Annotated in this window: 24 protein-coding genes and 1 pseudogene; 12 read left to right on the top strand and 13 right to left on the bottom strand. The window is 70.8% G+C overall.

Going from position 1 to position 25,452, the window contains the following annotated elements:
- Positions 1 to 3 precede the first annotated feature (3 nt).
- From ABIE67_RS05350 to hypE, 3 genes are read left to right on the top strand one after another with little or no spacing between them, the layout of a single operon-like run.
- Complete coding sequence (locus ABIE67_RS05350; RefSeq protein ID WP_370253989.1) at positions 4 to 324, top strand: HypC/HybG/HupF family hydrogenase formation chaperone; 321 nt, start codon at positions 4 to 6, stop codon at positions 322 to 324.
- A complete protein-coding gene (gene hypD, locus ABIE67_RS05355) occupies positions 321 to 1,463 on the top strand; it encodes a hydrogenase formation protein HypD (RefSeq protein ID WP_370253994.1) in 1,143 nt (380 codons plus the stop codon). The genes ABIE67_RS05350 and hypD overlap by 4 nt, the downstream gene beginning before the upstream one ends.
- On the top strand, positions 1,456 to 2,526 hold the full coding sequence (gene hypE / locus ABIE67_RS05360) for a hydrogenase expression/formation protein HypE (RefSeq protein WP_370253999.1): 1,071 nt from the start codon (positions 1,456 to 1,458) through the stop codon (positions 2,524 to 2,526). Before hypD ends, hypE begins: the two co-directional genes overlap by 8 nt.
- 68 nt (positions 2,527 to 2,594) lie before the next feature.
- Here the strand turns inward: hypE and hypA are convergent, their stop codons facing one another.
- From hypA to ABIE67_RS05420, 12 genes are all read right to left on the bottom strand, one after another.
- Complete coding sequence (gene hypA, locus ABIE67_RS05365; RefSeq protein ID WP_370254002.1) at positions 2,595 to 2,960, bottom strand: hydrogenase maturation nickel metallochaperone HypA; 366 nt, start codon at positions 2,958 to 2,960, stop codon at positions 2,595 to 2,597.
- Between the two features lie 7 nt (positions 2,961 to 2,967).
- Positions 2,968 to 3,168 (bottom strand): hypothetical protein, encoded by a 201-nt coding sequence (locus ABIE67_RS05370; protein ID WP_370254006.1) that lies wholly within the window; start codon positions 3,166 to 3,168, stop codon positions 2,968 to 2,970.
- A 23-nt stretch (positions 3,169 to 3,191) separates the two neighbouring features.
- Positions 3,192 to 3,398, bottom strand: a complete 207-nt coding sequence (locus tag ABIE67_RS05375) for a hypothetical protein (protein ID WP_370254011.1) — start codon at positions 3,396 to 3,398, stop codon at positions 3,192 to 3,194.
- Positions 3,399 to 3,440: 42 nt separating this feature from the next.
- Complete coding sequence (locus ABIE67_RS05380; RefSeq protein WP_370254015.1) at positions 3,441 to 4,040, bottom strand: DUF5947 family protein; 600 nt, start codon at positions 4,038 to 4,040, stop codon at positions 3,441 to 3,443.
- Entirely contained in the window at positions 4,037 to 4,597 is a 561-nt protein-coding gene (locus ABIE67_RS05385; RefSeq protein WP_370254019.1) for a NifU family protein, read from the bottom strand. Before ABIE67_RS05385 ends, ABIE67_RS05380 begins: the two co-directional genes overlap by 4 nt.
- Entirely contained in the window at positions 4,590 to 6,383 is a 1,794-nt protein-coding gene (locus ABIE67_RS05390) for a nickel-dependent hydrogenase large subunit (RefSeq protein ID WP_370254022.1), read from the bottom strand. The genes ABIE67_RS05385 and ABIE67_RS05390 overlap by 8 nt, the downstream gene beginning before the upstream one ends.
- Positions 6,384 to 6,471: 88 nt before the next feature.
- The gene (locus ABIE67_RS05395) at positions 6,472 to 7,560 is read right to left on the bottom strand and encodes a hydrogenase expression protein HypE (protein WP_370254025.1); all 1,089 of its coding nucleotides are present in this window, start codon (positions 7,558 to 7,560) and stop codon (positions 6,472 to 6,474) included.
- Entirely contained in the window at positions 7,557 to 9,011 is a 1,455-nt protein-coding gene (locus ABIE67_RS05400) for a hypothetical protein (protein WP_370254029.1), read from the bottom strand. The genes ABIE67_RS05395 and ABIE67_RS05400 overlap by 4 nt, the downstream gene beginning before the upstream one ends.
- A gap of 169 nt (positions 9,012 to 9,180) precedes the next feature.
- Positions 9,181 to 9,474, bottom strand: a complete 294-nt coding sequence (locus tag ABIE67_RS05405) for a TetR family transcriptional regulator C-terminal domain-containing protein (protein WP_370254033.1) — start codon at positions 9,472 to 9,474, stop codon at positions 9,181 to 9,183.
- A 151-nt stretch (positions 9,475 to 9,625) separates the two neighbouring features.
- Positions 9,626 to 11,266, bottom strand: a complete 1,641-nt coding sequence (locus ABIE67_RS05410) for a sigma-70 family RNA polymerase sigma factor (protein ID WP_370254037.1) — start codon at positions 11,264 to 11,266, stop codon at positions 9,626 to 9,628.
- A 290-nt stretch (positions 11,267 to 11,556) separates the two neighbouring features.
- Complete coding sequence (locus tag ABIE67_RS05415) at positions 11,557 to 12,633, bottom strand: DUF1152 domain-containing protein (protein WP_370254040.1); 1,077 nt, start codon at positions 12,631 to 12,633, stop codon at positions 11,557 to 11,559.
- On the bottom strand, positions 12,630 to 14,069 hold the full coding sequence (locus tag ABIE67_RS05420) for a coproporphyrinogen-III oxidase family protein (protein ID WP_370254042.1): 1,440 nt from the start codon (positions 14,067 to 14,069) through the stop codon (positions 12,630 to 12,632). Before ABIE67_RS05420 ends, ABIE67_RS05415 begins: the two co-directional genes overlap by 4 nt.
- A gap of 218 nt (positions 14,070 to 14,287) precedes the next feature.
- Between ABIE67_RS05420 and ABIE67_RS05425 the strand changes: the two genes are divergently transcribed.
- Genes ABIE67_RS05425 through ABIE67_RS05440 form a run of 4 tightly spaced genes read left to right on the top strand, consistent with a single transcriptional unit; the run spans position 14,288 to position 19,169 of the window.
- A complete protein-coding gene (locus ABIE67_RS05425; protein ID WP_370254044.1) occupies positions 14,288 to 15,538 on the top strand; it encodes an ATP-grasp domain-containing protein in 1,251 nt (416 codons plus the stop codon).
- Positions 15,539 to 15,541: 3 nt separating this feature from the next.
- Entirely contained in the window at positions 15,542 to 16,801 is a 1,260-nt protein-coding gene (locus tag ABIE67_RS05430; protein WP_370254048.1) for an ATP-grasp domain-containing protein, read from the top strand.
- Positions 16,798 to 18,081, top strand: coding sequence for an MFS transporter (locus ABIE67_RS05435; protein WP_370254052.1), 1,284 nt, complete (start codon positions 16,798 to 16,800; stop codon positions 18,079 to 18,081). The genes ABIE67_RS05430 and ABIE67_RS05435 overlap by 4 nt, the downstream gene beginning before the upstream one ends.
- Positions 18,078 to 19,169 carry a peptidogalycan biosysnthesis protein gene (locus ABIE67_RS05440; RefSeq protein WP_370254056.1) on the top strand — a complete coding sequence of 364 codons (1,092 nt, stop codon included), beginning with the start codon at positions 18,078 to 18,080 and terminating at the stop codon, positions 19,167 to 19,169. The genes ABIE67_RS05435 and ABIE67_RS05440 overlap by 4 nt, the downstream gene beginning before the upstream one ends.
- Here ABIE67_RS05440 and ABIE67_RS05445 read toward each other — a convergent pair.
- Positions 19,128 to 22,322 carry a glycoside hydrolase gene (locus ABIE67_RS05445; RefSeq protein WP_370254060.1) on the bottom strand — a complete coding sequence of 1,065 codons (3,195 nt, stop codon included), beginning with the start codon at positions 22,320 to 22,322 and terminating at the stop codon, positions 19,128 to 19,130. The genes ABIE67_RS05440 and ABIE67_RS05445 overlap by 42 nt on opposite strands.
- Before the next feature lie 510 nt (positions 22,323 to 22,832).
- On the opposite strand from ABIE67_RS05445, the gene ABIE67_RS05450 reads away from it, so the two are divergent.
- The 5 genes and pseudogenes from ABIE67_RS05450 to ABIE67_RS05470 all read left to right on the top strand — a co-directional run.
- Entirely contained in the window at positions 22,833 to 23,453 is a 621-nt protein-coding gene (locus ABIE67_RS05450; protein WP_370268231.1) for a hypothetical protein, read from the top strand.
- 125 nt (positions 23,454 to 23,578) lie between these two features.
- The gene (locus tag ABIE67_RS05455) at positions 23,579 to 24,295 is read left to right on the top strand and encodes a DUF6333 family protein (RefSeq protein ID WP_370254064.1); all 717 of its coding nucleotides are present in this window, start codon (positions 23,579 to 23,581) and stop codon (positions 24,293 to 24,295) included.
- Positions 24,292 to 24,522: a hypothetical protein gene (locus ABIE67_RS05460; protein ID WP_370254068.1), complete on the top strand. Its 231-nt coding sequence runs from the start codon at positions 24,292 to 24,294 to the stop codon at positions 24,520 to 24,522. Before ABIE67_RS05455 ends, ABIE67_RS05460 begins: the two co-directional genes overlap by 4 nt.
- A 103-nt stretch (positions 24,523 to 24,625) precedes the next feature.
- Positions 24,626 to 25,213, top strand: a complete 588-nt coding sequence (locus ABIE67_RS05465) for an IS3 family transposase (protein ID WP_370254072.1) — start codon at positions 24,626 to 24,628, stop codon at positions 25,211 to 25,213.
- Positions 25,210 to 25,350: pseudogene (locus ABIE67_RS05470) on the top strand (IS3 family transposase); the annotation flags it as partial. The gene ABIE67_RS05465 and the pseudogene ABIE67_RS05470, both read left to right, overlap by 4 nt.
- Positions 25,351 to 25,452: the final 102 nt, after the last annotated feature.

A 25,452-nucleotide genomic window follows, 5' to 3' on the forward strand; every position in this document is an offset into this window, starting at 1 on the left:
CCCATGTGCTTGGCAGTGCCCGGCAAGGTCGTGGCCATCGACGACAGCGCGGATCCGCTCACCGGGCTGATCGACTTCGGCGGAGTGCAGAAGCGGGCGTGTCTGGAGTACGTGTCCGATGTGCGGGTCGGTGAGTACGTCATCGTGCACGTCGGCTTCGCGCTCCAGCGCCTGGACGAGGAGTCGGCCCTGGCGTCCCTGAAGCTCTTCGAGGAACTGGGGCTGCTGGAGGAGGAGTTCGGGGACGCCTGGGACCAGGCGGCCAAGGAGGCGGGCGGCGCCCCGGTGGCGGAGCGCCAGGACAGCGGGAGTGAGGCCCGGTGAAGTACATCGACGAGTTCAACGACCCCCAGCTGGCCCGACGCCTGCTGGACGAGATCCGTGCCACCGCCACCCGGCCCTGGGCGCTGATGGAGGTGTGCGGCGGCCAGACCCACTCGATCATCCGGCACGGCATCGACCAACTGCTGCCCGAGCAGGTGGAGTTGATCCACGGCCCCGGCTGCCCCGTCTGTGTCACACCGCTGGACGTCATCGACAAGGCGCTGGAGATCGCCTCGCGCCCCGGCGTGATCTTCTGCTCCTTCGGCGACATGCTCCGGGTGCCGGGCACCGACCGGGACCTGTTCCGGGTCAAGGGCGAGGGCGGCGACGTACGCGTCGTCTACTCGCCGCTCGACGCCCTGGAACTGGCCCGCCGCAACCCGGACCGGGAGGTGGTGTTCTTCGCGATCGGCTTCGAGACCACGGCCCCCGCCAACGCGATGGCCGTGCACCAGGCGCGCCGACTGGGCCTGACCAACTTCAGCGTCCTGGTGTCGCATGTGCGGGTGCCCCCGGCCATCGAGACGATCATGACGGCGCCCGAGTGCCGGGTGCAGGGCTTCCTGGCCGCCGGGCACGTGTGCAGCGTGATGGGCACGGCCGAGTATCCGCGGCTCGCCGAGCGGTTCGGCGTGCCGATGGTGGTGACCGGCTTCGAGCCGCTGGACATCCTGGAGGGCATCCGCCGGGCGGTGCGCCAGCTGGAGCGCGGCGAGCACCGGGTGGAGAACGCGTACCCGCGTGCCGTGCGCGAGGAGGGCAACCCGGCCGCGGTGCGCATGATCGAGGAAGTCTTCGAGGTCACCGACCGGAACTGGCGCGGTATCGGCCGGATCCCGCTGAGCGGCTGGCGGCTGACCGACGCCTTCCGCGCGTACGACGCCGAGCACCGCTTCGACGTCACGGGCATCCGGACCGAGGAGCCCGCCGAGTGCCGCAGTGGCGAGGTCCTTCAGGGGCTGATCAAGCCGACCGAGTGCGCCGCGTTCGGCACGACGTGCACCCCGCGCAATCCGCTGGGCGCCACCATGGTCTCCAGCGAGGGCGCGTGCGCCGCCTACTACCTCTACCGCCGGATGAACGCCCCGACGCCGCAGGCCGACCGGGCCGCGCGGGAGGAGATGAACCCCGTTGCCTGAACAACTCGCCGAGGTGGTCGACCCGGCCAACTGGACCTGCCCCGCCCCGCTGCGTGACCAGGGGGTCGTGGTGATGGGGCACGGCGGCGGCGGAGCGCTGTCGGCGGAACTGATGGAGCAGGTCTTCACCCCTGCCTACGGTAACGCCACCCTCGCCGGGCTCGCCGACTCCGCCGTCCTCGAACTGGGCGGCGCGCGGCTGGCCTTCTCCACCGACTCCTACGTGGTCAGGCCGCTGTTCTTCCCCGGCGGCTGCCTGGGCGACCTCGCGGTCAACGGCACCGTCAACGACCTGGCGATGAGCGGTGCCAGGCCGGCGTATCTCTCCGCCGCCTTCGTGCTGGAGGAGGGCGTGGAACTGACCGTGGTCGAACGCATCGCGCGTGCCATGGGCGCGGCGGCCGAGACCGCCGGGGTCTCCATCGCCACGGGTGACACCAAGGTGGTGGAGTCCGGGCACGGCGACGGGGTGTACGTCACCACCGCCGGGGTGGGGCTCGTCCCCGACGGGGTGGACATCCGTCCCCAGCGTGCGCGGCCCGGGGACGCCGTCATCGTCAGCGGGCCGATCGGCCTGCACGGGGTGGCGATCATGAGCGTCCGGGAAGGGCTGGAGTTCGGGGTGGAGGTGGCCAGCGACACCGCGCCGCTGGCGGATCTGGTGGCGGCCATGCTGGCGGTCACCCCGGACCTCCATGTGCTGCGCGACCCCACCCGGGGCGGCCTGGCGGCGTCCCTCAACGAGATCGCCCGCGCTTCGGGGACCGGGGTCCGGCTGCGGGAGCGGGCGATTCCGGTGCCGGACGCGGTGGCGAACGCCTGCGGTTTCCTGGGGCTCGACCCCCTCTATGTCGCCAACGAGGGCCGACTGGTCGCCTTCGTGCCTCCGTCGGCGGCGGAGGAGGTCCTCGCGGCGATGCGCGACCACCCGCAGGGCGCCGGGGCCACGCTGATCGGCGAGTGCGTCGCCGACCACCCCGGCATGGTCGTGGTCGCCACCGGGCTCGGCGGGACGCGGGTGGTCGATCTGCCGCTGGGCGAGCAGTTGCCGCGTATCTGCTGATCCGGGACGGACGTGCGTGGGCCCCGCCGAGCAGGTCGGCGGGGCCCACGCAGGTGATGCGCTACGCGCTATGCCGGGGCCGGTGACGGCTCGGTCCCGGTGATCCCGGTGATCTCCAGTTCCCGGCCGCTGCGCAGGTCCGTGGAGGGCCGGTCGCAGCGCGGGCACCAGAAGAACGGGGGCGTGCCCACCGGGAACTCCTCGGCGCACGGGCCGCACCAGGCCTGCGCGGGGATCTGCTCGACCACGAGCCGTGCCCCGGCGAGGGCGGTGCCGTCGCGGGCCACCTCGAAAGCGAAGTCGAGGGCGTCGGGGACGACGCCCGCCAGTTCGCCGACCCGGACGGTCACCGCCGAGACGGCTTCCGTTCCGTCCGCCCGGGCCAGCTCACCGGCTCGCTCGATGATCGCGGTCGCGATCGACAACTCGTGCACAGCCGGCTCACGGGTAGCGGCGACCGGCGCGGAACCCGCCGGCCATCCGCCAGATCCGCGCTTCCCGCCGCAGACTGGGCAACTCCCAGAGCAAGAAGGCCAGGACCACGCCGCCCACCATGGCGCCCTCGGCCATCAGCACCCGCTGTCCGCTCGTCCCGGTTCGTCCGCCCTTGGCGGCCGACCATCGTGTTCGTTGGACCTTCATTTCCGGCGACTCCCTGCTGTCTCTCATCCCGGCGGGATGTTCGGCATGGTCTCCGCGAGCGCGTCATGCCGTTTCCAATGGATCCCGGTGGAGCGGCGCGCGTCGGCGGTGCCGTCCTCGTGGTGGCCCTTCTGGTCCTTGTACCGGCCCTTGTTGCCCTGGTGCATGCCGGCCACGTGACCGGGCGTATCGGGCTTCGCCTGGGCCCGGCCCACTCTGATGCTGCCCATGGGGTGTTCCCCTTCCTCGCCTCCGACCTGCGGAGTACGTACTCAGGACCGCTCGGTGAGGTCCTCGAAGAACCGCTCGACGGCCGGCCAGACCTGGGCGCCCCCGGACAGGCCACGCCATTCCCGGCGTACGAGGGCGACCATCCGGTAACAGTCGTCGATCGGCACGATCCAGTGGTGGTCGAGGCCGTGGACGGTGTTCACCAGCAGTGCCTCCACCTCGGGTTCCACGGTGGCGAGCTGCGGACACGTCGTTCCGGCCAACCGCTGCCAGGCCGCCGCGTCCACCTCCCATCGCATGGCCCCCGCCGGGCTCGGGCCCTCCGCGGTGACGGTGCCGTCCGCCCGGGGCACGAAGAAGACCAGGCCGACGGGTACGCCCAGCGCCGCCGTGTCGACCTCGGGCAGCCGGATCCGGCGCCGGGGCACGAGCCGGTAGTGGCCGTCACCCGCCCCGGCCTCGGCGAACAGCACCGAACAGGGGCCGCAGACGCAGCGCACCTCCTCCTGCCCGGTGTCGTACAGGTGGGCGTGCTCGTCCGGCACCGGCGCGGCGCACAGGTCGCACGTCTCCGCCGCGTCCGCCGTCGCGCGGTCGGCCGAGGAGCGGATCAGGCGGGCCAGCGCTCCGTCCGTGGTCACCGTGCGCCTCGGTGCGTGAGCGTGGCCAGGGGGACGAACGCCGGGGCCGGGGCGGGTGCCGCGGCGGCCAGGGGCTCCACCGCCGTCAGCTCGGGAGCCGCGGCGAGCACCGCCTCACGGACCGCGTCCGTGACCTCGGAGGCCCCGCCACCGCAGCCCGATCCGCACCCGCCGCCCGACGTCAGCCGCACCCGGGCCACCTGCCCCTCCACTCCGGCCCACTCCGCGTCGCCGCCGCGTTCCCGTACGGCCGGACGCAGCCGCTCGACCGCCCGGGCCGCCCGGAGCTCGGCGGGCTCGGGGTGGATGTCGTGCAGGACCAGCAGGTGACCCAGCAGTTCGTCGTCGGCCAGCAGCTCGGCCAGCCGGCCGTCCGCGTGGTCCATGACACGGGCCAGCGCCTCGCCGTAGACCTCGGTCAGCAGGCCCACCGCCTCGGTCGCGGAGCGCGTGGTGGGGCCGGGCGCGGACTCGATGGCCTCCAGCAGGTGGTCGAGCCTGGCGAGCCGGGTCTCGACGTCCAGGTCCGCCAGGCGTGTGGGGGCGGCCTCAGCCATGGTTCGCCCCGTAGGTCGGCGAGTGCAGGGTGGTGAGCGTCTTGCCCTTGCCGACGTACATGTGGACGCCGCACGGCAGACAGGGGTCGAAGCTGCGGACGGTGCGCATGATGTCGACGCCCTTGAAGTCGTCCGGCCCGTTCTCCTCGAAGATGGGCTGGCCCTGCACGGCGTCCTCGTAGGGGCCGGGGGTGCCGTACATGTCGCGGGGGCTGGCGTTCCACGGGGTGGGCGGGTACGGGTGGTAGTTGGCGATCTTCTTGTCCTTGATCACCAGGTGGTGGGAGAGGACGCCGCGCACGGCCTCGTGGAAGCCGCAGCCGATGGCCTCGTCGGGCACCTCGTAGTTCTCGAACACCTTGGTCTCGCCCGCGCGCACCAGCCCCATGGCCTCTTCCAGGAACTGCAGGGCCATGGCGGCCGCGTAGGCGACGAAGTACGGCCGGGCGCGGTCGCGTTCGATGGTGTTGCTCCACTGCGGGATGCGCCACTCCAGGGTGGTCTCCGGCAGGGTCTCGCCCTTGGGCAGGGAGATGCGCACGCTGTGGCCGGTGGCCTTGATGTACGGGGTGTCGACCAGGCCGCTCAGCGCGGTGGACCACAGGCGGGCGAGGGGGCCGCCCCCGGTGTCGAGGGCGAGGTGCTGGTCGGTGCGCTGGTCGTACCAGCGTGGGCTCATCACCCAGCTGTACTTGTCGTCGAAGTTGCGCTTCTGCGGGACTGGGACGGTGGTCTGGTTCCACGGGTGGCGCATGTCGACGGGGTTGCCGAGCGGGTCGTGGGTGACGAAGGGCTTTTCGTTGACCCAGTCCTCGTAGTAGGAGCTGCCGAGCATGATGCGCAGGCCGAGGTTGATGTCGACGAGGTTGTTGGTGACCAGTTCGCCGTCGACGATGATGCCGGGGGTGACGTACATCGCCTTGCCCCAGGTGTTCATGGTCTCGTAGCGGTAGTCGACGACCTTGGGGTCCTGGAAGGCGCCCCAGCAGCCCAGCAGGACGCGGCGGCGGCCGACCTCCTCGTAGCCGGGCAGGGCCTCGTAGAAGAAGTCGAAGACGTCGTCGTTCATGGCGACGGCCTTCTTCACGAAGTCGATGACCCGCATGAGCCGGCTGAGGTAGTCGGTGAAGGCGGTCGGCTGCGGCATGGTGCCGACGCCGCCCGGGTACAGCGTGGACGGGTGGACGTGCCGCCCCTCCATCAGGCAGAACATCTCGCGGGTGACCCGGCTGACCTTCAGGGCCTCCTTGTAGACCTCGCCCTCGAAGGGGTTGAAGGCCTTCATGATGTCGGCGATCGTCCGGTAGCCGTGGATCTCGCCGCGGGGCGCCTCGGTGCGTTCGGCGCGGGCCAGCACACCGGGGTTGGTGGCCTTGACCATCGCCTCGCAGAAGTCCACGAACACCAGGTTGTCCTGGAAGATCGTGTGGTCGAACATGTACTCGGCGGCTTCGCCCAGGTTGACGATGTGCTCGGCCAGCGGGGGCGGCTTGACGCCGTAGGCCATCTGCTGGGCGTAGTCGGAGCAGGTGGTGTGGTTGTCGCCGCAGATGCCGCAGATCCGGGACGTGATGAAGCCCGCGTCGCGCGGGTCCTTGCCCTTCATGAACACCGAGTAGCCGCGGAAGAGCGACGAGGTGCTGTGGCATTCCACGACTTCCCGGTTGGCGAAGTCGATCTTCGTGTAGATGCCCAGGTTCCCGATGATCCGGGTGATGGGATCCCAGGACATGTCCACGAGTTGTGGCGGCTTGCGCTCGGTGGGCCGGGCCTCGGTGGTGGTCATCTGCGGTGCTGTCCCTCGCTGTCGGTGGTGTGCGGGTGGGGGGTGGGATGCGGCCGGCCCGGCGTCGGGGCCTGGGTGCCGGGTGTCATCAGGGCCGCCAGCGCGGGTCGTAACCGCTGGTCAGCTTGCGCTTGTTGTGGCGCCACCTGGGTTCGTGGTTGACGAGTTCGTTCGTCATGCCGCGCAGCCTGCGGATGACGGCGCCGTACGGCTTGATGGCCAGGGACGACAGGGTGCCGCCCGGGGGCTCGTCCATGAACGGCATGAACGCGTCGGGGAAGCCGGGCATGGTGCAGCCGATGCAGATGCCGCCGACGTTCGGGCAGCCGCCGATGCCGGCCATCCAGCCCCGCTTGGGCACGTTGCAGTTGACGACCGGCCCCCAACAGCCCGTCTTGACCAGGCACTTGGGCGAGTTGTAGTCCTTGGCGAAGCTGGCCTGCTCGTAGTACGAGCCACGGTCGCAGCCCTCGTGGACCGTCTTCCCGAACAGCCACTGCGGGCGCAACATGTGGTCCAGCGGGGGCGGGGGCGCGGAGCCGGCCGCGTGGTAGAGGACCCAGACCAGGGTCTCCATGAAGTTCTCGGGCTGGATCGGGCAGCCGGGCACGTTGACGACCGGCAGGCCGGCCTGGGAGGTGTAGTCCCAGCCCAGGTAGTCGGCGAGGCCCATGCAGCCCGTCGGGTTGCCGGCCATGGCGTGGATGCCGCCGAAGGTGGCGCAGGTGCCGGCGGCCACCACCGCCCAGGCCTTGGGGGCCAGTTGGTCGATCCACCAGTTCAGCGTCTGCGGCTCACCGGTCTCGGGGTCGTTGCCGAAGGACGTCCAGTAGCCGTCGCCCTCGATGATGTTCTGGTTGGGGATCGAGCCCTCGATGACGAGGATGAACGGAGCCAGCTCGCCGCGTACGGCCGCCCGGTAGGGGGCGAGGAAGTCCTCGCCGCCCAGGCTGGGCGAGAGCACCTTGTTGACCAGGTTCACCTTCGGCAGGCCCGGGATGAGTCCGAGCACCAGGTCCTCGATGGAGGGCTGGTCGGCGGCGGTGAGGGAGACGGTGTCGCCGTCGCAGCTCATGCCCTCGGAGATCCAGAGGATGGTGATCTCGTCGAAGCCTTCCCGTTCCTCGCCTCGAGCGGGTTCTTTGCTGACCTCGGCGGTGCTGCTGTGCGTTGTCATGTCATCGGCCTCCGCTGCGGTGGGTCGAGGGGCTCCAGCTCGTCGGGCCGGAAGTAGTGGAAGCGGCCGTACCAGGAGTGCAGTTCGGCCGCGGGATCGTCGTCGAGGGTGACGGCGAGGTGCACGCTGCCGTCCACGTCATGGAAGACGGCCGCCACCTCGGCGGTCCGCCCGGCCAGGAACATGTCCTGGGCGTCGGCCCCCCGCCCCCGCGGGCGAAGCCGTACGCGGCTGCCGCCGCCGAGGGGTACGCCGTCGACGAGCACCGTGTCGGTCGACGGGGAGAGCCCGTCGTCGGCGCCCTCCTGCCACCAGGCCGGGCGGTCGACGGGGGCCGGCGTCACTGGCTTCGCCGGGGCGACCGGTACCAGGGAGCGGACGGCGCCGTGCAGCCGCTCGAAGACCTCCTGGGGCATGGTCTCGACCCGGTCGAGGATCGCGGCGGCCCGCGGGTCGGTGGCGCGTGCCTCCTGTTTCTCCTCGTCGGTCAGCAACATCGTGCGCAGCGTGAGGATCTCGTCGATCTCCGCCGCGTCGTGGAGGTCGCCGGGGCTCTCCGGGGCCACCTGGGGGTGGTCGGGGAGGATGATCGGGGCGGACAGCAGGGTGTGCGCGGCCGTATCGGGTTCGCGCGGTTCACCGCCGAGGACGGGGAACGTGAACTCGTTGCGGCAGGCGCGCGCATGGGCCCGTAGGTCTGTGGGCGGGTCGGTCAGCGAGACGAACTCCGCGCCGTCGCCGCCGATGAGGGTGTGCGTGGCGATCAGCGCTCGGCGCAGGGCCTCGTCGCGGGCGGTTCGCGGATCCGGCGCCAGGCCGGTGTTCGTGGTGCGCACCCGCAGGCGGCAGAGGTCCGGCGCGAGCCGCTCGGCGGCGACGGTGATGCTCGCGCGCACCTCCTCGCGGCGCCGCACCACCTGGCCGGCGCCTCCCGGCAGTGGCTCGACGTCCGCGCCGGCCGACGCTCCCACCGGAACGGTGTGTTCACCCCGGAGAAGGTCGTCCACCGCGACCACGGCATCGAACTCGCGCGGGACCGCCTCGTCGAAGGTCAGATGTGTCGTGCCGTCGTCCGTCCGCAACGACTCGACGGGCCGGAACTCACCGTCCCGGACGGCTTCCTCCACCTGCTTGCGCTGCATCTGCAGACAGCGCAGCCGCACGCGTACGGCCGCGTCGGGTCGCCGGATGCGCAGCAGGCACTCGGTCTGCTGGTACCAGGAGTCGGCGGACCCGGACACACCGGGGGCGACCGGGCCGTCCGCCTCCACCCAGTCCCGGGGGAACAGCACCCCGAACTGCCATCGGACGCGGTTCTTGGCCGAGGACCGCCGGTATGGGTAAAGGAGGTAGCCCTCATAGAGGACGGCGTCGGCGACGGCGCTCACCTGCTCGAAGTCGCCCCCGGGGGCGGCGCACGCGGTGCCGCCCTCTTCCAGTCCCACCGACATCGCGCCTCCTCGTCGCCCTGTGCACGCGCATCCCTTCCACCACGCTCACATCACTCACCCACGCTCGCCTCCTCCGGCGCAGTGTCAGTGAGCCATTCGGGTAAGGGGAGCGTGGGTGAGTGAGGTGAGGCGGGGTCGGGGCGGGGGCTGGGCGGGGCCCGGCGTCAGCTCACTCCGTCGGCACGGCAGGTGGCAGGCCGAGCGCGGCGGACACATGGCGCCAGATGGAGGTGAGCGCCGAGTCGAGGGTAACGGTGTGCTCGCGCAGCATGAGGCGGATGCCGCAGCCGTCGCTGAGGGACAGGACGAGGGTGGCGAGGTCGGTCGGGGTGAACTCGCCGGACGCGATACCGCGCCGTACCGCGTCCCCCACCCAGGCGTGCAACTGCCCGTACTGGTCCACGGCGAAGACCCGTGTGGCCTCGTCGCGCAGCGCCCGGACCCACAGTGGTCGCCGGGGCACGGCAGGAGGACGAGATCGTTCGGAGATGCCGCACGGCGGCGTAGGCCACTCCGGCTACGGCAGCGACCTCTCCCTCACCGGGCTGCTCGACTACACGCGGGTCAAGCACGTGATGCTGTGACGCCCGGCGTCTCCGGTGCGCTCATCGAGTTCACTGCTTGGCGCCGAAGTTCTGGGTCCACCACGGGCCGCCGGGGGCCTCGTGCACGCCTACGCCGATGTCCTTGAACGCGCAGTTGAGGATGTTGGCGCGGTGGCCGGGACTGTTCATCCAGGACTCCATCACGGCCTCCGGGGTCTGCTGGCCCATGGCGATGTTCTCCCCGTACGTGGACCAGGTGTAGCCCGCGGCGGTGATGCGCTGCCCGGGGTCGGCGCCGTCCGGGTTGGTGTGGTCGAAGAAGTCGCGGGCGTCCATGTCCTCGGAGTGGCCCAGCGCGGCCTTGTCGAGCAGCGGGTCCTCCGCGACCGGGCCGCAGCCGGCGGCCGACCGTTCCTTGTTCACCAGCGCGACCACCTGGGCTACGGCACCCGTCGGGGCCGCCTGTGTCCGCGGGGTGCTGGACGCGGTCCGCGTCGGCCGCGGGGACGGCTTGGGGGTCGGCACGCTCTTCTTGGTCGGGCGCGCCGACCTGGAGGGCCTGGCCTTCTTCGAGGGCGACGCGGACGGCGACGGGGACTTCGAGGGCGACGGGGAGGTCTCGACGGGCTTGGGTTCCGACATGTCCACGACGGGCGCGCCGGCGGTCCGCGAGGCGGTGGCCTCCTCGGTGCTGCCGGTCCCGGGCTCCGTGTCGAAGTACCAGAGGGAGCCGCCCGCCACGCAGGCCACGACCACGGCACCGCCGACGACTCGGCGCCGGATACGCCGGCGTCGACGGGCCTCGGTGCGAGAGTTCGCACGGCCCCGCCCGCCGCGCTGTCCGGATCCGGGGCCCGATCCGCCAGAGCCTGCGAACGAGGGCAGCCGGGACGTGGAGCCCGCCAGGGCCATCCCGCCGGAGGCGGACAGCACGCTGTCCAGCAGGGCGGGCGTCGCGGCGACCAGCGCCAGACCGGCCAGCAGTCCCTCGGCAGGCATCAACCCGCTCCACAAACCAGAGCAATGCCCGCAACCACGGGCATGCCGGGCTATTCGCTTGCGCCACAGCGCCGAGGGCCGGCCGTCCCAGGAGGCGAGCGCACCCTGCAGTTCCTGGCATCGCGGCCGCGCGTCGAGCGCGCGCACCACCACGCGGGCCGCTTCCAGCTGCGCCTTCATCCGCTGCACCCGGACCGCAGTGTGCTGCGGTGACAGTTCCAGAGCCTCCGCCACCTCGGACCGTGTCAGCTCACCGGCGCACTCCAGCCACCAGAGCGACAACAGGCCCCGGTCGTCCGGCTCCAGCCAGCGCGTCGCGCGTGCGGTCTCCTGGCGCTGGCCGGACAGCTGGAGCTGCACCATGGTCAGGTCCACGAAGTCGGCGCCCGGATCGGCGAGGTCCTCGGCCTCCTCGACGGCACCCGGGGCCGACTGGCGGTCGTGCCAGTGCGCCCGGACCTGGTTCATCGCGATCGCCACGAGCCAGGAGCGGAAGCTCTCGGGAGTGCGCAGACCGCCCAGCGCGTCCAGGGCACGGAGCATGGTGTCCTGCACGACGTCGTCGACGTCGACCGAGCCGTTCAGGGCCCGCCCCACGACGTTGTAGACCAGCGGAAGGTACGCGCCGACCAGGGCGTCCTGAGCTTCTGGATCGCCGCTTCTGGCAGCTCTCACCAGTGCCGCCGACTCCCTCGTGCGCTCTGTACTCATCAAAAACTTCCCTGTCCTCGACGCCGAACGATGCTGTCCGATGCTTGGGAGATCGATCGGCGGGCCCGGGATAACAGTTCTTCGGACGCGTGTTCCACGAGAGACTCACGGGACCCGTCGGGCGGCGCAATGGGGAAAGTCACATCGAGAGGGACGGACGGCTTCCGAGCGCCGGTTGGGCTGGGCACTCGTACCGTGCGTCCCCTCTCGTCATGCTTCAAGGGAGATCGTTGCAGTACAGATATCTCGTCTGCTTTGGAGTGTATTCGTAGGCACTCCCCCCTCTTGTCTTAGGCTCCGGCCAGGGCAAGCACCGGCCCGTCGGCACCCAACAGCCCACGCAGGGACGGGATTTGGCGCCAGGTCAGTCCAAGAGCACGGGCGGCGAACCGGAGTGTGACGTGCGGTGCGCCTTGGGCCGCCTCACGGATCGCCTCCCGCGCGGCCTGTTCGGTCCAGGGCAGGGCGGCCCTGGCCGATGGTGACGGCTGCCCTGCTCCCCCGCCGCGCTCTCGGTCGAGTTCGTGGAGCAGGGTGAGCTTGGCCGAGAGGTCGGCGGCGGCTTCCAGGGTCGGCGGCAGCGCGTCGAGCAGACGGGCCGCGACCGTGTTGTGGGCGAGGGCCTCGTCCAGGCCGGTGGAGTGGATGCGGGCGGAGGCGTCCGTGAGCGGGATCAGGTGGTTCACCGTACGGACCGGTCCGCGTATGCCGTCGACGGCCGCCGCGAACAGGGCAGACGCTTCCGAGGGATGCCAGGACAGGGCCGTTCGGATCGCGGCCACGTCCTGCGCGAGGGGGGTGAGAGCGTCGCCGTCCAGACGGTCCAGGACGTCCTCCTGGGGGATCTCCCCGTCGGTTCCCGGACCGGCGACGTACACGGTGGCGGGCACTCCGGCGAGCCGGCACGCGGCCAGGGCCAGCGCGTCCACCAGCGGGCTGCACAGGGTGTCCTCGTCGCCGTGCGCGAGGATGTCGCCGCCGACGTCGACGACGCGGACGCGGTCGTACCCGTCGTCCGTGAGGCGTCGGATCTGTTCGGCCAGCGCGGCGAGCCCCTGCCACGGGTCGAGCAGGACCAGGCGCGCCGGAAGGTCCGCGGCCAGGTCGGGCAGCGTGGAGCCGGCGGGGGCGATCGGCTGTGCGGTGGGAGTGATGACCGGTATGCCCGCTTGGTGAGCGACACCGGTGAAATGGACCAATCCCAGAGGGCCGGGGGTCGGGTCGACCTCAAGGCGTTCCCAGGCGTACGTGGCGATCGTGGTCCCGCCGAGGGATGTGCCGGTGAGGACGCGGCCCACGGTCGCCGCGGTGATCGCGGTGCCCACGGGGTCCCCGCCGCCGCCCGCGGCGATGAACAGGTCGCTCACGCGGTCTCCCGCTCGGAGCCGATCCCGGTGACGCGGACCGGCGTGCCCATGTTCCGGCGGGCCCGGGTGTTGGCTTCGTGGAGACCCTCGTAGTACTCCCGGTCGAGGTTCTTGACGTGGTCGGAGTAGAACATCCAGGACAGGATGTCGCGGTACTTGAAGCCCTTGGGCGTGAGCTGGACTCGACGCGGGCCGACCCGGTGGACCAGGCCGTTGGACCGGGCGGCGTCGAGGATCTCGTCAACCTCCGCGGCGATGGTGTCCAGGCCGAAGCGGTCGAGCTCGGACAGGTCGAGGTCGAAGCTGTCGAGCACGAGCCTCTTGCGGACGATCTCCTCCGGGGTGAGGGCGAACCCCGTCGTGGGTCGCAGGCGGTGGGCCCTGGCGTTGTCGATGTAGTCGGCGACCTCGGTCAGGGACGGTTTGACGCTGCCGGTCATGTAGTCGAGGACGGAGGTGTAGGAGCGGGCGCCCACACCGAGACCGAGCAGGGGCACGCCGTGGAAGGTGAGCACCTTCTGTACGTAGCCGCCGCGGCCGGGCTTCTTGTAGCGGACGGAGCCCTCCTGTACGTAGCCGTGGGCGGTGAACACCTCACGGGCGTAGTCGTAACGCTCGTACAGCTCCGGCTTCCACATGTACTGGTACGCGCCGGTCTTGGAGAACCAGGCGTCCGGTCGCACCGTGAGGAAGTAGGTGGAGATCGTCGTGGGCGCGAGCTTCGCCAGCTCGTCCACCGAGTGCCGCCAGGTCTCGGGGGTCTGCCCGGCGAATCCCATGATCAGGTCCGTGGACAGGTCCGGCAGTCCGCGGTCGTGGACGATCTCGACGGCCTTGCGGATGACGTCCTCGCCCGCCTGTCCCCGGCCCGCCTCGCGGATCTCCTGCGGGACCAACGACTGGATGCCGATGTTGGCGCGCGTCAGACCCAGGTCGAGCAGGCGCCCGAAACCGTCGGGGTCGGCGACGATGGAGTCCGGGGTGGCCTCCAGGGCCACTTCCTCGACGGTGGAACGCCAGTTGGGGTAGATCTCGCCGAGGGTGTGGAAGATCTGCTCGAAGTGCCGGGTCGACAGCAGCGCGGGCGTGCCGCCGCCGACGTAGACGGTGCGCAGCCGGCGTGCCTGGATGATCTCCGCGTGGTCGCGGAGCTGGGTACAGAGCGCGTCGGTGTAGGCGTCGTACAGGTCCTCGTCGGTGGATATGACGGTGTAGAGATTGCAGAACCCGCATTTGTACCGGCAGAACGGGACGTGCAGATACAGGTTGAGCTCGGGCACCTGGTAGTTGGCCAGGTCCTTCGCCCATACGTCGTGGACGTCCCAGGCGCCCTCCTCGAGCGGACGGTAGGTGGAGCGGGGTGGATACGAGTACTGGTACGGAGGGATGACGCCCTGTCGGATGTGGTCGGCGAGCTGGTCGTGCGGGCTGTTCACGATGGATGACTCCTTCGCACCATGCCGTTCGGTTGACCGTGCCCACCGATCCGAACACGCAACATTTTGTTGAAGCTATCGGCGTTGTGCACCAACTCCCGCACGCCAACGGGGTGTCATCGTTGTGGCTTCGGCCAACTCGGCGCTGTCATCAGCGAGTTGTTTTCAGAGAACAGGCCGATGGACGGTGCACCGTCGCGACCGATCCACTGGGGTGCGTGGACAGCAGCGACGAGCCGGACCTGACCGGCGTGATGGTGATCGAGCCCATGGGCAACGCGGGCCCCTTCCTCGTGAAGGCCGCGGCCCGGCTGGGCATACGGCTGTACGCGGCCACCGACGAGCGGGTTCACGCCGGCTACGCGCCCTGGCTGACCCGCGGTCTCGCCGGGGTGTGCCACACCGAACTGGCCGACACCGCGCGCGCGTTGGATGACATGGAGGCGTACTGTCGCGCGCATCGCATCGCGGGGGTGGCGGTCTGCTGGGAGCTGCTGACCCCGCTGGCGGCCCTGCTCGCCGCACGCCTCGGGCTGCCGGGCAACGACCCGCTGCGCGCCAAGGCCGCCCGCAACAAGATCGCCATGGCGGAGGCGTTCGGTGCGGCGGGCGTACCGGCCCCCGCGGAAGCGGTGGTCGCCACCGCCGAACAGGCCCATGACGTCGCCGCGTCCGGGCGGCTGGGCTGGCCGCTCGTCGTCAAGTCGGCCGAGCAGGGCGGCTCCTGGGGCGTGAGTGTGGTGGCGGGTCCGGACGGACTCGATGCCGCGGTGGCCGCCGCCGGGCGGTTCACCCGCGCCGAGCCGCACGGTCTGCCGCTGGACTCACGCGTGTTGCTGCAGAGCTATGTGCCCGGCGAGGAGTTCTCCGCCGACACGGTCGTGCACGAGGGAGTGCCCTATCCGCTGCCCGTGGTCCGCAAGGACACGACGGCGGGCACCTACCGTGTGGAGACCGGGCACTCCTGCCCGGCCGGGCTCGACCCGCGCACGGTACGGGTGATCCAGGACACCGCCGCGCGTGCCGCGCTCGCCGTCGGGGTGCGCAACGGCATCGCCCACACCGAGGTGAAGGTCCCTCCCGGCGGCGAGCCGATCGTCATCGAGACCGGGGCCCGGCTGCCCGGCGACAACATCTGCGAGATCGTCGAGGCCGCCACCGGGGTCAGTGAAGCGGCCGCCTATCTGCAGGCCGTCACCGGGCGGCTGCCGCACATCGCGCCGACCCGCGACGAGGCGGCCGCGCTGCGCTTCCTGCTGCCCGACCGGGCGGGGGTGGTGGAGGACGTCCTGATCCCCGCCGTGCCCGGCACCCACAGCCACATCGACATTCGTCCCGGACAACGGGTGCCCGACCCGGCCGACAGTTCCGGCCGGGTCGGGCACGTCCTGGCGCGCGCCGCGTCCGTCGACGAGGCCCGCCGCCTTGCTGGCCAAGTGATCGCCGACTCCCTGGTGAAAGTGAGCTGACCCGTGCGCAATCCCGTCCGGAAGATCGCGTTCCTGCGGTCCGTGGAGATCCGACGCGCCGACCCGTACATCCAGCGAACGGTCCGCGACCTGGCCCGACAGGGCATCGAGAGCTGTCTGTTCCACACGCACGGCACGGCGGGCGACGGGGACTTCCCCGGCATGCGCCGTCGCCTCGATCCCGCCGTCACCCCCGCCGAACTCGCCCGCGAGGTCGCCGAGTGGGGTGCGGACGCCGCCGTATCCATCTCCCTGCCGTGCGAGAACGCGCTGCGGGACGCCACCGTCAAGCAACTCCTCGACGCCCGGGGCATCCCCACGGTCATGACCCCGCTGCCGTCGACCCTGGCCCTGTGCGACAAGTGGGAGACCAAGCAACTCCTCGCCCGCGCGGGCCTGGACACCCCACGCGGCGTCAGAGTCGACTCCGACCTGCTCGCCGGGCGCGGCGTCGCGTTTCCCGCGTACGCGGACGCCCTGCGCGCATCGGCCGCCGGCGTCGGCTACCCCCTCCTGTCCAAGCCGTTGTGGGACTCCACCAGCATGGGCATCAGGGCCCTGCCCGACGCCGCCGCTCTGGACGCGTATCTCGCCGATCCGCCAGAGGTGTCCGCGGTGATCGAGGAGTGCGTGACGGGAGCGCTGTGCTCGGTGGACGTGGTGGGCGAGCCCGGCAAGTACCGCGTGCTGCCCGTGTGCTGGACCGGCACGGCGGGCACCGAGCCCGTGTTCACCTTCGCCGACCTGCGCTGGTGCGGCCCCGGGCCGCGGGCCGACGCCGATTTCGAACCCGTCGCGGCCAAGCTGGCCGCCTTGTGCGAGGAGCTCGGCGTCCAGGGCTCCGTCAACGTCGACATGATCTACACCGGTTCGCGGTACGTGGTCCTGGAGATCAACCCCCGTATCGGCGGCGCCACCACGCTGTCCTGCGCCGCCTCCGCGACGAACACCTTCGACGCCCTGGCGGCCATGGCCCGCGGCGACTACAGCCCGGCCCCCGTGCGACGTACGGGATGGGCCATCGAGTTCCTCTCCCCCGAGCGCCTGCCGGAACCGGCGCGGGCGGAGCTGACCGACCGTCTGAATCTGGTGACAGCCCACGAGTTGGTGATCGACGCCACCAGTCACGGCGACATCGTCGTCTTCACTCTCGCCGAAGGCGACGAAGAGCGGACCGTCAAGCAACTGGAGGAGTTGCATCGGACAGCGGGCTGGCCGCGTCAGGAGATCCTGGGCAGGATCCGAGCCCTGCTCACCCCATGACCGGCACCGTCGCGCCCCGTGCGCCCCGTGTGTCCCGGCTGCGTCGCGTTCTCGGCATCCCTGCCACACGCGGACACGGCCGGTTCATCACCGGCAACCTCATCGACTCCCTCGGCAACGGCATGCTCCTGCCGCTGGGCCTGCTGTACTTCACGACCCTGCGCGATCTGCCCCTCGCCGCGGTCGGAGCAGCCGTCACCGTGGGCCAGTCGGCCGCCCTGCCCGTCGTCCTCGTCGCCGGTCGGTTGATGGACCGGCACGGCCCCCGACGTCTCACCGTCATCGCCAATGTCGTCAGCGCCGCCGGTTTCCTGTCCTTCCTTCTCGCCGAGCGCCCCTGGCAGATCGCCGGCGCCTACCTTCTGGTGCAGTCCGGTGTCAACGCCTACTACACGGCGCAGCGCACGCTGATCCTGCGCGCCGCGCCTGCCGCGGAGACGCGCGGCTGGTTCGCGTTCACCGGCAGCCTGCGCAACATCGGCATCGGGGCCGGGGCGCTGCTGGCGGCCGGCGCGCTCGCACTGTTCGGCACGCCCGCCCTGACGTGGCTCGTCGTCACGGCCGCGCCGCTGTACCTGCTGGCGGCGTTCTGCTTCGCCCGCGTGCCGACGAGCCCTCCGTCCGACGCGGCCCCCGCCGACGCCACGCCCGACGACACCACCACGACCACCACGACCACCACCGCCGAGGACACCAGCCGCTACCTGCTCCTGGTGGCCTGCAACCTCCCCTTCGTCCTGTCCCAGGCCATGCTGTCGGTGCTCATCGCCGTCTACGCCACCGAGACGCTCGGGCTGCCCGCCTGGTCCGCGAGCATCCTGCTGGTGGTGAACACCGCGATGGTCTCCACCCTCACCAGCCCGCTGACGGCACACGCCGCCCCCGAGCAGGCCCGGCACACCATGGCCCTCGGCCAGGTCCTGCTGGTGTGCGCCATGCTCGCGTTCGCCGCGCCCGCGCTGCCCGGGGCCGCCATCGCCGCATGGCCCGCACTTCTCACCGCGATCGTCCTCTTCAGCCTCGCCGAGATCTTCTACTCGCCGGCGGTCAGCGAGCTGTCCGTCACGCTCACCCCCGGTGCCGCCCGCGGCAGCAGGCAGAGCCTGTACCAACTCTCCTGGTCCGCGGGCAACATCGCCGCCCCCGCCCTGTTCACCGGCCTCCTCGAAGCCGACGCCCTGCTGCCCTGGACCGTGCAGGGCGCGGCGTGTCTCCTGGCTCTCGCCGCGATCCCGGCCCTCAAGTCCCCTGCCGCGCAGGGCGGAAGGAAGCGCGCATGAAGTCCGAGATCGTCAGCAGCGTCCACGCCGTGCCCGTCGCGCACTGGGACCGGCTCGCCCGGCACGCCGGGGTGTACCTGTCGCACCGCTGGCTCGCCGGCGAGGAGAGCGACCCCACGGCGACGGCCTCCTACGCGCTGATCCGCGACGGCGACGGCACCCTCGTCGCGGCCGCGCCCCTGTACCTGGTGCACCACGAACCCAACACCTACTACGACCCGGTGCACCTGCCGCCCGGCACGGAGAAGCCTCGGGTGATCGCGGGCGCCCGGCGCGGCTACCACAACGCGCCGTTGACCGACCCGGACCTTGCCGAGGACGTCGACGCCCACTGCCTGGCCCTGCTGCACGAGGCGGCACGCGAGCACGCCGGGCGGCACGGGACCGCGCACTGGTGGCCGTATCTGACCGAGTCCGCGACACGACGGCTCGCGCCGCTGTACGGCACGCCTGCGCACCGCATGGAGGACGACGCGACGATCCCGCTGCCGGGCGCCGGTTTCGACGACTATCTGGCCTCGCTGCCGTCCAAACGGCGCGTGGCGATACGTCACGAACGCGCCGCCTTCGAAGCGGCCGGACTCGGCATACGCCGCCAACGCCTCGCCGACTGCTACGGGGACGCCGGGCGCCTCCTCGCGGCACTGCAGAAGTCCCACGGCCACGGCGACGACACCGACGCGATGACGAGCCTGCTGAAACGCCAGGCGGACGCCATGGGTGAACATGCACGCGTGGTCGCCGCCTACGACGGTCCGCTGATGACCGGCTTCTGTCTCTACTACCACCAGGGCGGCACCACTTGGCTGCGCGCCGTCGGCATCGACCCCGAACACCCGGCCCCCTTCGCGTATTTCACGCTCACCTACTACGCGCCCATCGAGGACGCGTACCGCCATGGCTCCACCGCGCTGCACGCCGGGATGAAGGCCATCGAGGCCAAGTGCCTGCGCGGTGCGCGTGTCAGCGGGCTGTATGCCCTGCATGACACGCGCACTGGCGCGTCATCCGGCTCGACGCCCGTGTCGTCACCCGTGTCCACGACCTCAGCGTCGTACGAGATGGATCCGGTACGTCCGCGTCCGTGACCCGTCCTCGCTGGTCACGGCGACGACGGCCACCGTCCCGCCGTGCTCGTCGAGACGGTCGACGGCGACGGTGGCGTAGGGATCGCGTGCCGTCGCCGTGACGCGGGTCCGGCTCGGGGCGCCGGTGACGACCCGGTAGTCGGTCGTGTCCGGGTCGAACGACGGGATCGGCTTCCCGGACACCTCGATGGACTCGGCAGCCGGGTCCGAGGAGGTTCCCGGACCCTTGGCGTGGACCTCGATCTCGCTCAGGGTGAGGTAGCCGCCCTGACGTGCGGTCATGACGACGCGTACCTCGGACGCCGGTCCCGCCTTCAGGGGGATGTCGACCACCGGCGTGCCCTCGGTCCCGACCGCCACGGGGTCGCTCGCGTCGATCCATGTGCCGGTGTCGGCCGCACGCACCTGCACCTTCAGGCTCTCGGGGAAGGAGGCACTGCTCCCGTCCCGGTAGAAGTGCGCGACGACGCGGCTCAGGTCGCGTGCCTTCGGCAGGGTGAAGGTGACGGTGTCGGAGGGGTTCTTGGTGTTGCCCGGTTTCCAGTTGGACCAGGCCTTCTCGGTCAGGTCGCCGTTGCGCAGGCGTTCCGCGGAGTACCCGCTCTCGGTGAAGGTGGCGGCGACGGAGACTCCGTCGCCGACGGCGATGTTGGTCTCCACCGGTTCCGTGACCTGCACCCGCACGGCCGCGTCGACCGTGTCGCCGCCGACGACCTGGGCGACACCGCGCAGGGTCACGACGCCGGTCGTGTCGAACGCCCCGTCGGGGGCCGGTTCCCAGGTCGCCGGAAGGTCGGCCCGGCCGCCGTTCCGGCCGATGCCGACGACCGTGGCCGGAAGGTCGGGCGTGCCGCCCGCGTAGGTCTTGGCGCGGCCCGGAAGGGTCGAGGCGATCATGTCGACGGTGACGACCGCGAGCGCGGGGATCTTCCGCCCGAGGGGGTCGGTCGCCTCGCCCCTGACCCGCACCGTGCCGGGGTCACGCCACTTCCGGTCCGAAGGGAGGTCCCACACGACGGGCAGAGCGCCCCGCGCGCCGTCGCGGAGGACCGGCCTCACCGTCGTCGGCAGCTCGGGCCGCAGGCCGGGGACGGTGAACGCCTTGGCCGGTTCGGTGCGCAGCACGGTCTCGTCGGTCACGGTCCAGCGCTGGTTCGCGGCCGAGGTCGGGGTGTACGTGGACACCTTGGCGCCGTCCGCGGTCGACTGCCCGGTGACGTCGACCAGGCGGCCGGTGGCGGCGTTGACGAACGTCCAGGTGGCGTCGCCGGTCGTCGACATGATCCACTGCGCGGCTTCGGGGACCTGGCCGCGGTCGCTCTCCGGTTCCTCCAGTACGGCTTGGTCGTCGCGTACGGCGAGCCGCTTGCCGGTCTTGGCGTGGGTGAGGGCGTAGCGCTCGCGGTTGTCGGTGCCGCGGGTCAACTTCCGTACGGACCAGAGCTGTTGAGCGTCGGCGGGGTCGGTCGTGCGGACGACGGCTCCGCTGCCGTCGTCCGAGGGCGCCAACGACTTGCCGCTCTGCGCCCCCTGGAGCCGGTAGACATGCCCGGGCCGCACGAGGGCGGCGTCGCGTGCCACGCCGGCGGCCCCCTCGACCAGGAAGGTCGTGACCGACTTGGCGGGGACGGAGAGCGTGGCGGACCGGTCGGTCACCAGGACCGGCGTGTCGCGGACCAGGGCTCCGTCGCCGCTGGTGACCACGGGAGTGACGGTGGCCCGGTGGGCGACCTTGCCGAAGCGGGAGAGGTCGAGGGTCACCGAGCGTGCGGAGGTGGCGCTGTTCACGTGCACCACGGTCGCCGCACGGCCGTTCTGCCGCACGGCGGCGACGCTCGACGGATCGTCGACCTTCACGAAGTGGTCGCCGGGGCGGATGTAGTGGGTGAAGTTGCGGATGGTGTGGAACTTGGAGTTGGTCCGGATCGGGCAGGTCTCCAGGGTGTCCTCGGCCGTGCAGTTGAACGGGACATGGATGCTGCCCCAGTTCTTGCCCGCGGCTGTCTGGGGGACGGAGTCCTCGATCGGCTGCCAGAACACCCAGGCCGAGGGCTCCAGTTCACGCATGTCGTCGACCATCCGGGTGGCGATGCCCAGACCCGGTTCCATGCCGGTGTAGTCGGTGCCGGTGCCCCAGGTGCCCTCGACCTCGCTCATCCACAGCTTCTTGTCCGCGCCCTTGGCGATGTCGCGGGCGCTGGTGCGCTGGCCCGTGCCGTAGGTGTGCACGTTGAGCTGGTCGACGGCCGCGCGGGCGGGGGTGCCGTAGGCGTTCCAGTTCTGGGTGAAGATGCCGGGGTTGGTCTCGTCCATCGCGGAGATCTCGGCGTCGGTGCGTGCCCCTTCGAGCGCCTTGTCGAGGGCGAGGATCACCTTCTGCTGGAGCTCGGGGCCCGCGTGCGCGCCCTCTTGGCGCCCGCCCATGGGCTGTCCGTCCGCACCGAGCTGGGTGCCCCAGTACGGCGTGTTGGGCTCATTGAGCGGGTCGATCGTGTCGAACTCGATGCCGTGGGCCTGCTCAATGCGCTCGGTCACCCGGGTCAGATAGGTGGCGAAGTCGTCCACGCGGTCGGCGCGGATCTGGTCGTCGCTCGCGTCGAAGCCTCCGGAGACGTATCCGCTGACGGTCTGGAACCAGGGCGGCGAGTTGCTGAACGCCTCCCAGCGGCTGACCTTGTCCTTGATCTGGTCCACCCACCAGCGCTGCCCGGCGTCGGCGTCCCAGTTCCAGTGGTCCGGGTTGTTCGGGTCCCACCAGTCCATGTCCTGCCGGGTGGTCCCCTCGGGGGCCTTCCAGAAGCCCTCCATGGTGGCGCCCGCCTTCATGTAGTCCTCGCGGACGTCGGGGGCGTTGCCGCCGCCGATGTTGTACCGGGCGATGTTGAGACCGAGGCCGTCGGCGCCGAAGAGCATGTCCACGAGCTGTCTTCGGATGGGTTCGGGATAGCCGCCCGTGGCGTTGGCGAACCAGACCAGGCTCGTGCCCCACCCCTCGAACTCCTGCTGCTGGTAGGAGGGATCGATCCGTACGGTGACCGCGCTCCGCGGTGCCGGGTCCGCCGCGCTCGCCACGGGCGCGGCCATGAGACTCGCGCCGAGCGCCAGGGGAACCGTCGGCGCCAGAGCCCGGACTATGCGATGCCGATGGGGCACGGCACTCCCTTCCACAACACAGAGCTGAACAGAACCGAACAGAAGGAATCGCGCTCAGGGAATGCTGGGGGACGGTAATGAACTCGTCAAGGTGGCGGGCGAGTTGGGTCTCAGCCGGGTCCTCGCTCAGGCCCTCACATGAGGGTTCGGCAACTTCATTGACATGCCTACGGAGGTCATTACTCTCCGGGAATCTCGGGAAAGCGCTTTCCCTCTATCGGCCCAACTGCCGTGCAAGTCGCCGCTTTTCGCACGATCGAACAGATCCGAGTCGGAGTCGTAGCCGAAGTCGGAGTCGTAGCCGGAGTCGGAGTCGGAGCCGGAGTCGGAGCCGGAGCCGGAGCCGGAGCCGGAGCCGGAGCCGGAGCCGGAGCCGGAGCCGGAGCCGGAGCCGGAGCCGGAGTCGGAGTCGGGAAAACGGCACCTGAACTTCCGTCGCCCCCCAAGAACACGCGACGGTTCTCTCCCCCCACACAGGAGGACCTCTCCATGAGTTCACGACGAACCCTGATGTCTGCTCCACGCACGCCCATACCCTGGCGCAACAAGGCGGTCGTGGCCGCGCTGGCAGCCGTGCTGCTGGCGGGCCCGGGCATCGCGCAGGCCACCCCGCAGCCGGCGCCGGCCGCCCAGGGAGAGGTGTCCGCGGCGGCCACCATCACCTGGACCCTGGAGCGTGCCGCCAATCCCACCGAGGACCAGCGCACGGCCTACGACCTCATCACCAGGGCCATGAACGCCGCTGTGGCCCGCTACAACAACCTCAGCGACCTGGGCAAGGCCATCACCGTCCGGTACGACCCGGGGGTGCCCACCGCCGACGGCAACCTCAACGGAACCATCCGCTTCGGCAACCGCAGTTACATGAACGAGCGGACCGCTCTGCACGAGATCGCCCACACCATCGGCGTGGGCACGAGCTCGGGCTGGTCACGCCTCGGCGGCAGCGGCACCTGGACCGGTGCCCAGGCCACGGCCCTGGTCAGGCAGTTCGACGGCTCGGCCGCCAAACTGTCCACCGGCGGTGGCCACTTCTGGCCGTACGGACTGAACTACGACAACGAGTTCTCGAACACGGCGGCCGACCGCCACGTCCAGATCGTCGCCGCCATGGTGCGCGACGGTCTGTGATCCGAGGGTGGCGCCCGGGGGCCGTACGCGCTCCCGGGCTTCTCGGTGAGGTGATGGGCGCGCGCTTTGGACCGCACCCGCACCCGGCCGCCCCCGACGTGTCAGCGCCGCCTACGGTGATCCACATGCCCGACGACAGCTACTGGACCCTCCCACCCGACCGCTTGGTGTACGGCTCCATGGGTCACTGCAACATCACTGTCCTCCTCCCGCCGTTCGACGTGGACGCGCGCACGCTGCCGGCCAACGACCCCGCACGGGCCGCGGAGCTCGCCGCGTCGCTCGACACGGTGGACGAGGTCCTGGAGGAGATCGGACCCCGATCGGTGCACGACGTGCCCTACCCGTACACGCGAACCGACCTGGAGATCGTCCAGACCGCCGCGTGGGGGCATGTGCTCGGCATCTGCGACCCGGCGCTGGCCGACAGCGGCAACGACCTCCCCCTCCTGTCCCAGGCCCGCAGGCTGCGCGAGCGCTACCCGGACGCCCGCATCGTCGGCCGGGTTCGTTTCCACTCCGGGGCGGCCCACACCGAGGACATCGTCTGGCTGCCCGACGGTGCCTTGTTCCACGCCGCCGGCTGGCCCGGGGACGAGCCCTTCGAAGTGACCGGCGACCCGAGCGCCATCGCCTCCGCCCTCGGTATCACCGACGAGGCGCTGGAAGATCTCGGCCTGGACGAGGAGGACCCGGCCGACGTCGAATGGGCCGACTTCGCCGCACTGGCCCTGGGCGAGGCCGACCCCTGGGGCATCGAGCGCATCCAGACCACGGCCTTCCGCGTGCGGCACACGGAGTTTGCCACGTCCACGATGGAGGAGCTGTACTTCACGGCATGAGCACACCCGGCGAGGCGGAACTTGTTGAACGGGTCGACGAGCACGATCAGATCCTGGCCGTCGTCAGCAGGAGCGAAGCGATTCGCCACGGGTGGCTGCATCGGATCGCGACGATCGTGTGCCGCGCCCCCTCCGGACGGCTTCTCGTGCACCGCCGCCCCGACCATGCCTCACGTTTCCCGGGCCGGTTTTTCGCGGCGCAGCTCGACCCGACCCGGCCCAGGTGACGGCGCTCGTTGACGAGCACCCGCACCTGGGGGTCGAGTGCGTACTCCGGGAACTGTCCATGGCCTCTTCGACGTACCGCTGGCGCCGTGCCGAGCGCGAGCCGTGCGAACGGCGGCGCCGCGACGTGGGACTCACCGAGCAGATCAAGGAGACCACGCCGACTCGGGCGGGATCTACGGCTCGCCGCGCGTGCACGCCGTGCTCAAGCGTGAGGGCGTCCACGTGGGGCGCAAGCGGGTCGAGCGGTTGATGCGCGAGGCCGAGATCGCGGGGATCAGTCCGCGCCGGGGCGGCTTCACGCGCCGCGACCCGAAGGCCACACTCGCCCCAGACCTGGTCGAGCGGGACTTCACCGCACCGGCACCGAACCGGCTGTGGGTCACCGACCTCACCATGATCGCCACCGGTGAGGGGCCCTTGTGGCTCTCGGCGATCCGGGACGCGTTCTCGCGCCGGGTGGTCGCCTGGGAGACCTCTGCCCGCGCGGACGCCGACCTGGTCCTGACCACCCTCGAGTACGCGCTCGCGAGCCGGGAAGTCGAACCGGGCAAGCTGATCCACCATGCGGATCACGGCTGTCAATACACATCCGTGAAGCTCACAACTCGACTGCTGAGAACGGGCGTTGAAGCATCCATGGGCTCGGTCGGGGACAGCTACGACAACGCTCTCGCGGAGAACCTGGGATGATCATCAAGACGGAGTGCATCCGCGGCCGCGTCTTGGCCACCCGGGCCGAGGCGAATCTCGCGCTGTTCGAGTACATCGACGGCTTCTATAACTCCCGGCGCATCCAGAAGCGGCTCGGCTACCTCAGCCCGATCGAGTTCGAGGAGAAGCACTACGCCAGACCAGGCAACGGCCGAACGAACGAACCTGAAACCCGTTCAACCCGCCCTGACCAGCTGATCAGCACCTCCCGTACGCCG

This window comes from Streptomyces sp. V4I8 (assembly GCF_041261225.1).
In the GTDB taxonomy this organism is placed as follows: Bacteria; Actinomycetota; Actinomycetes; order Streptomycetales; family Streptomycetaceae; genus Streptomyces.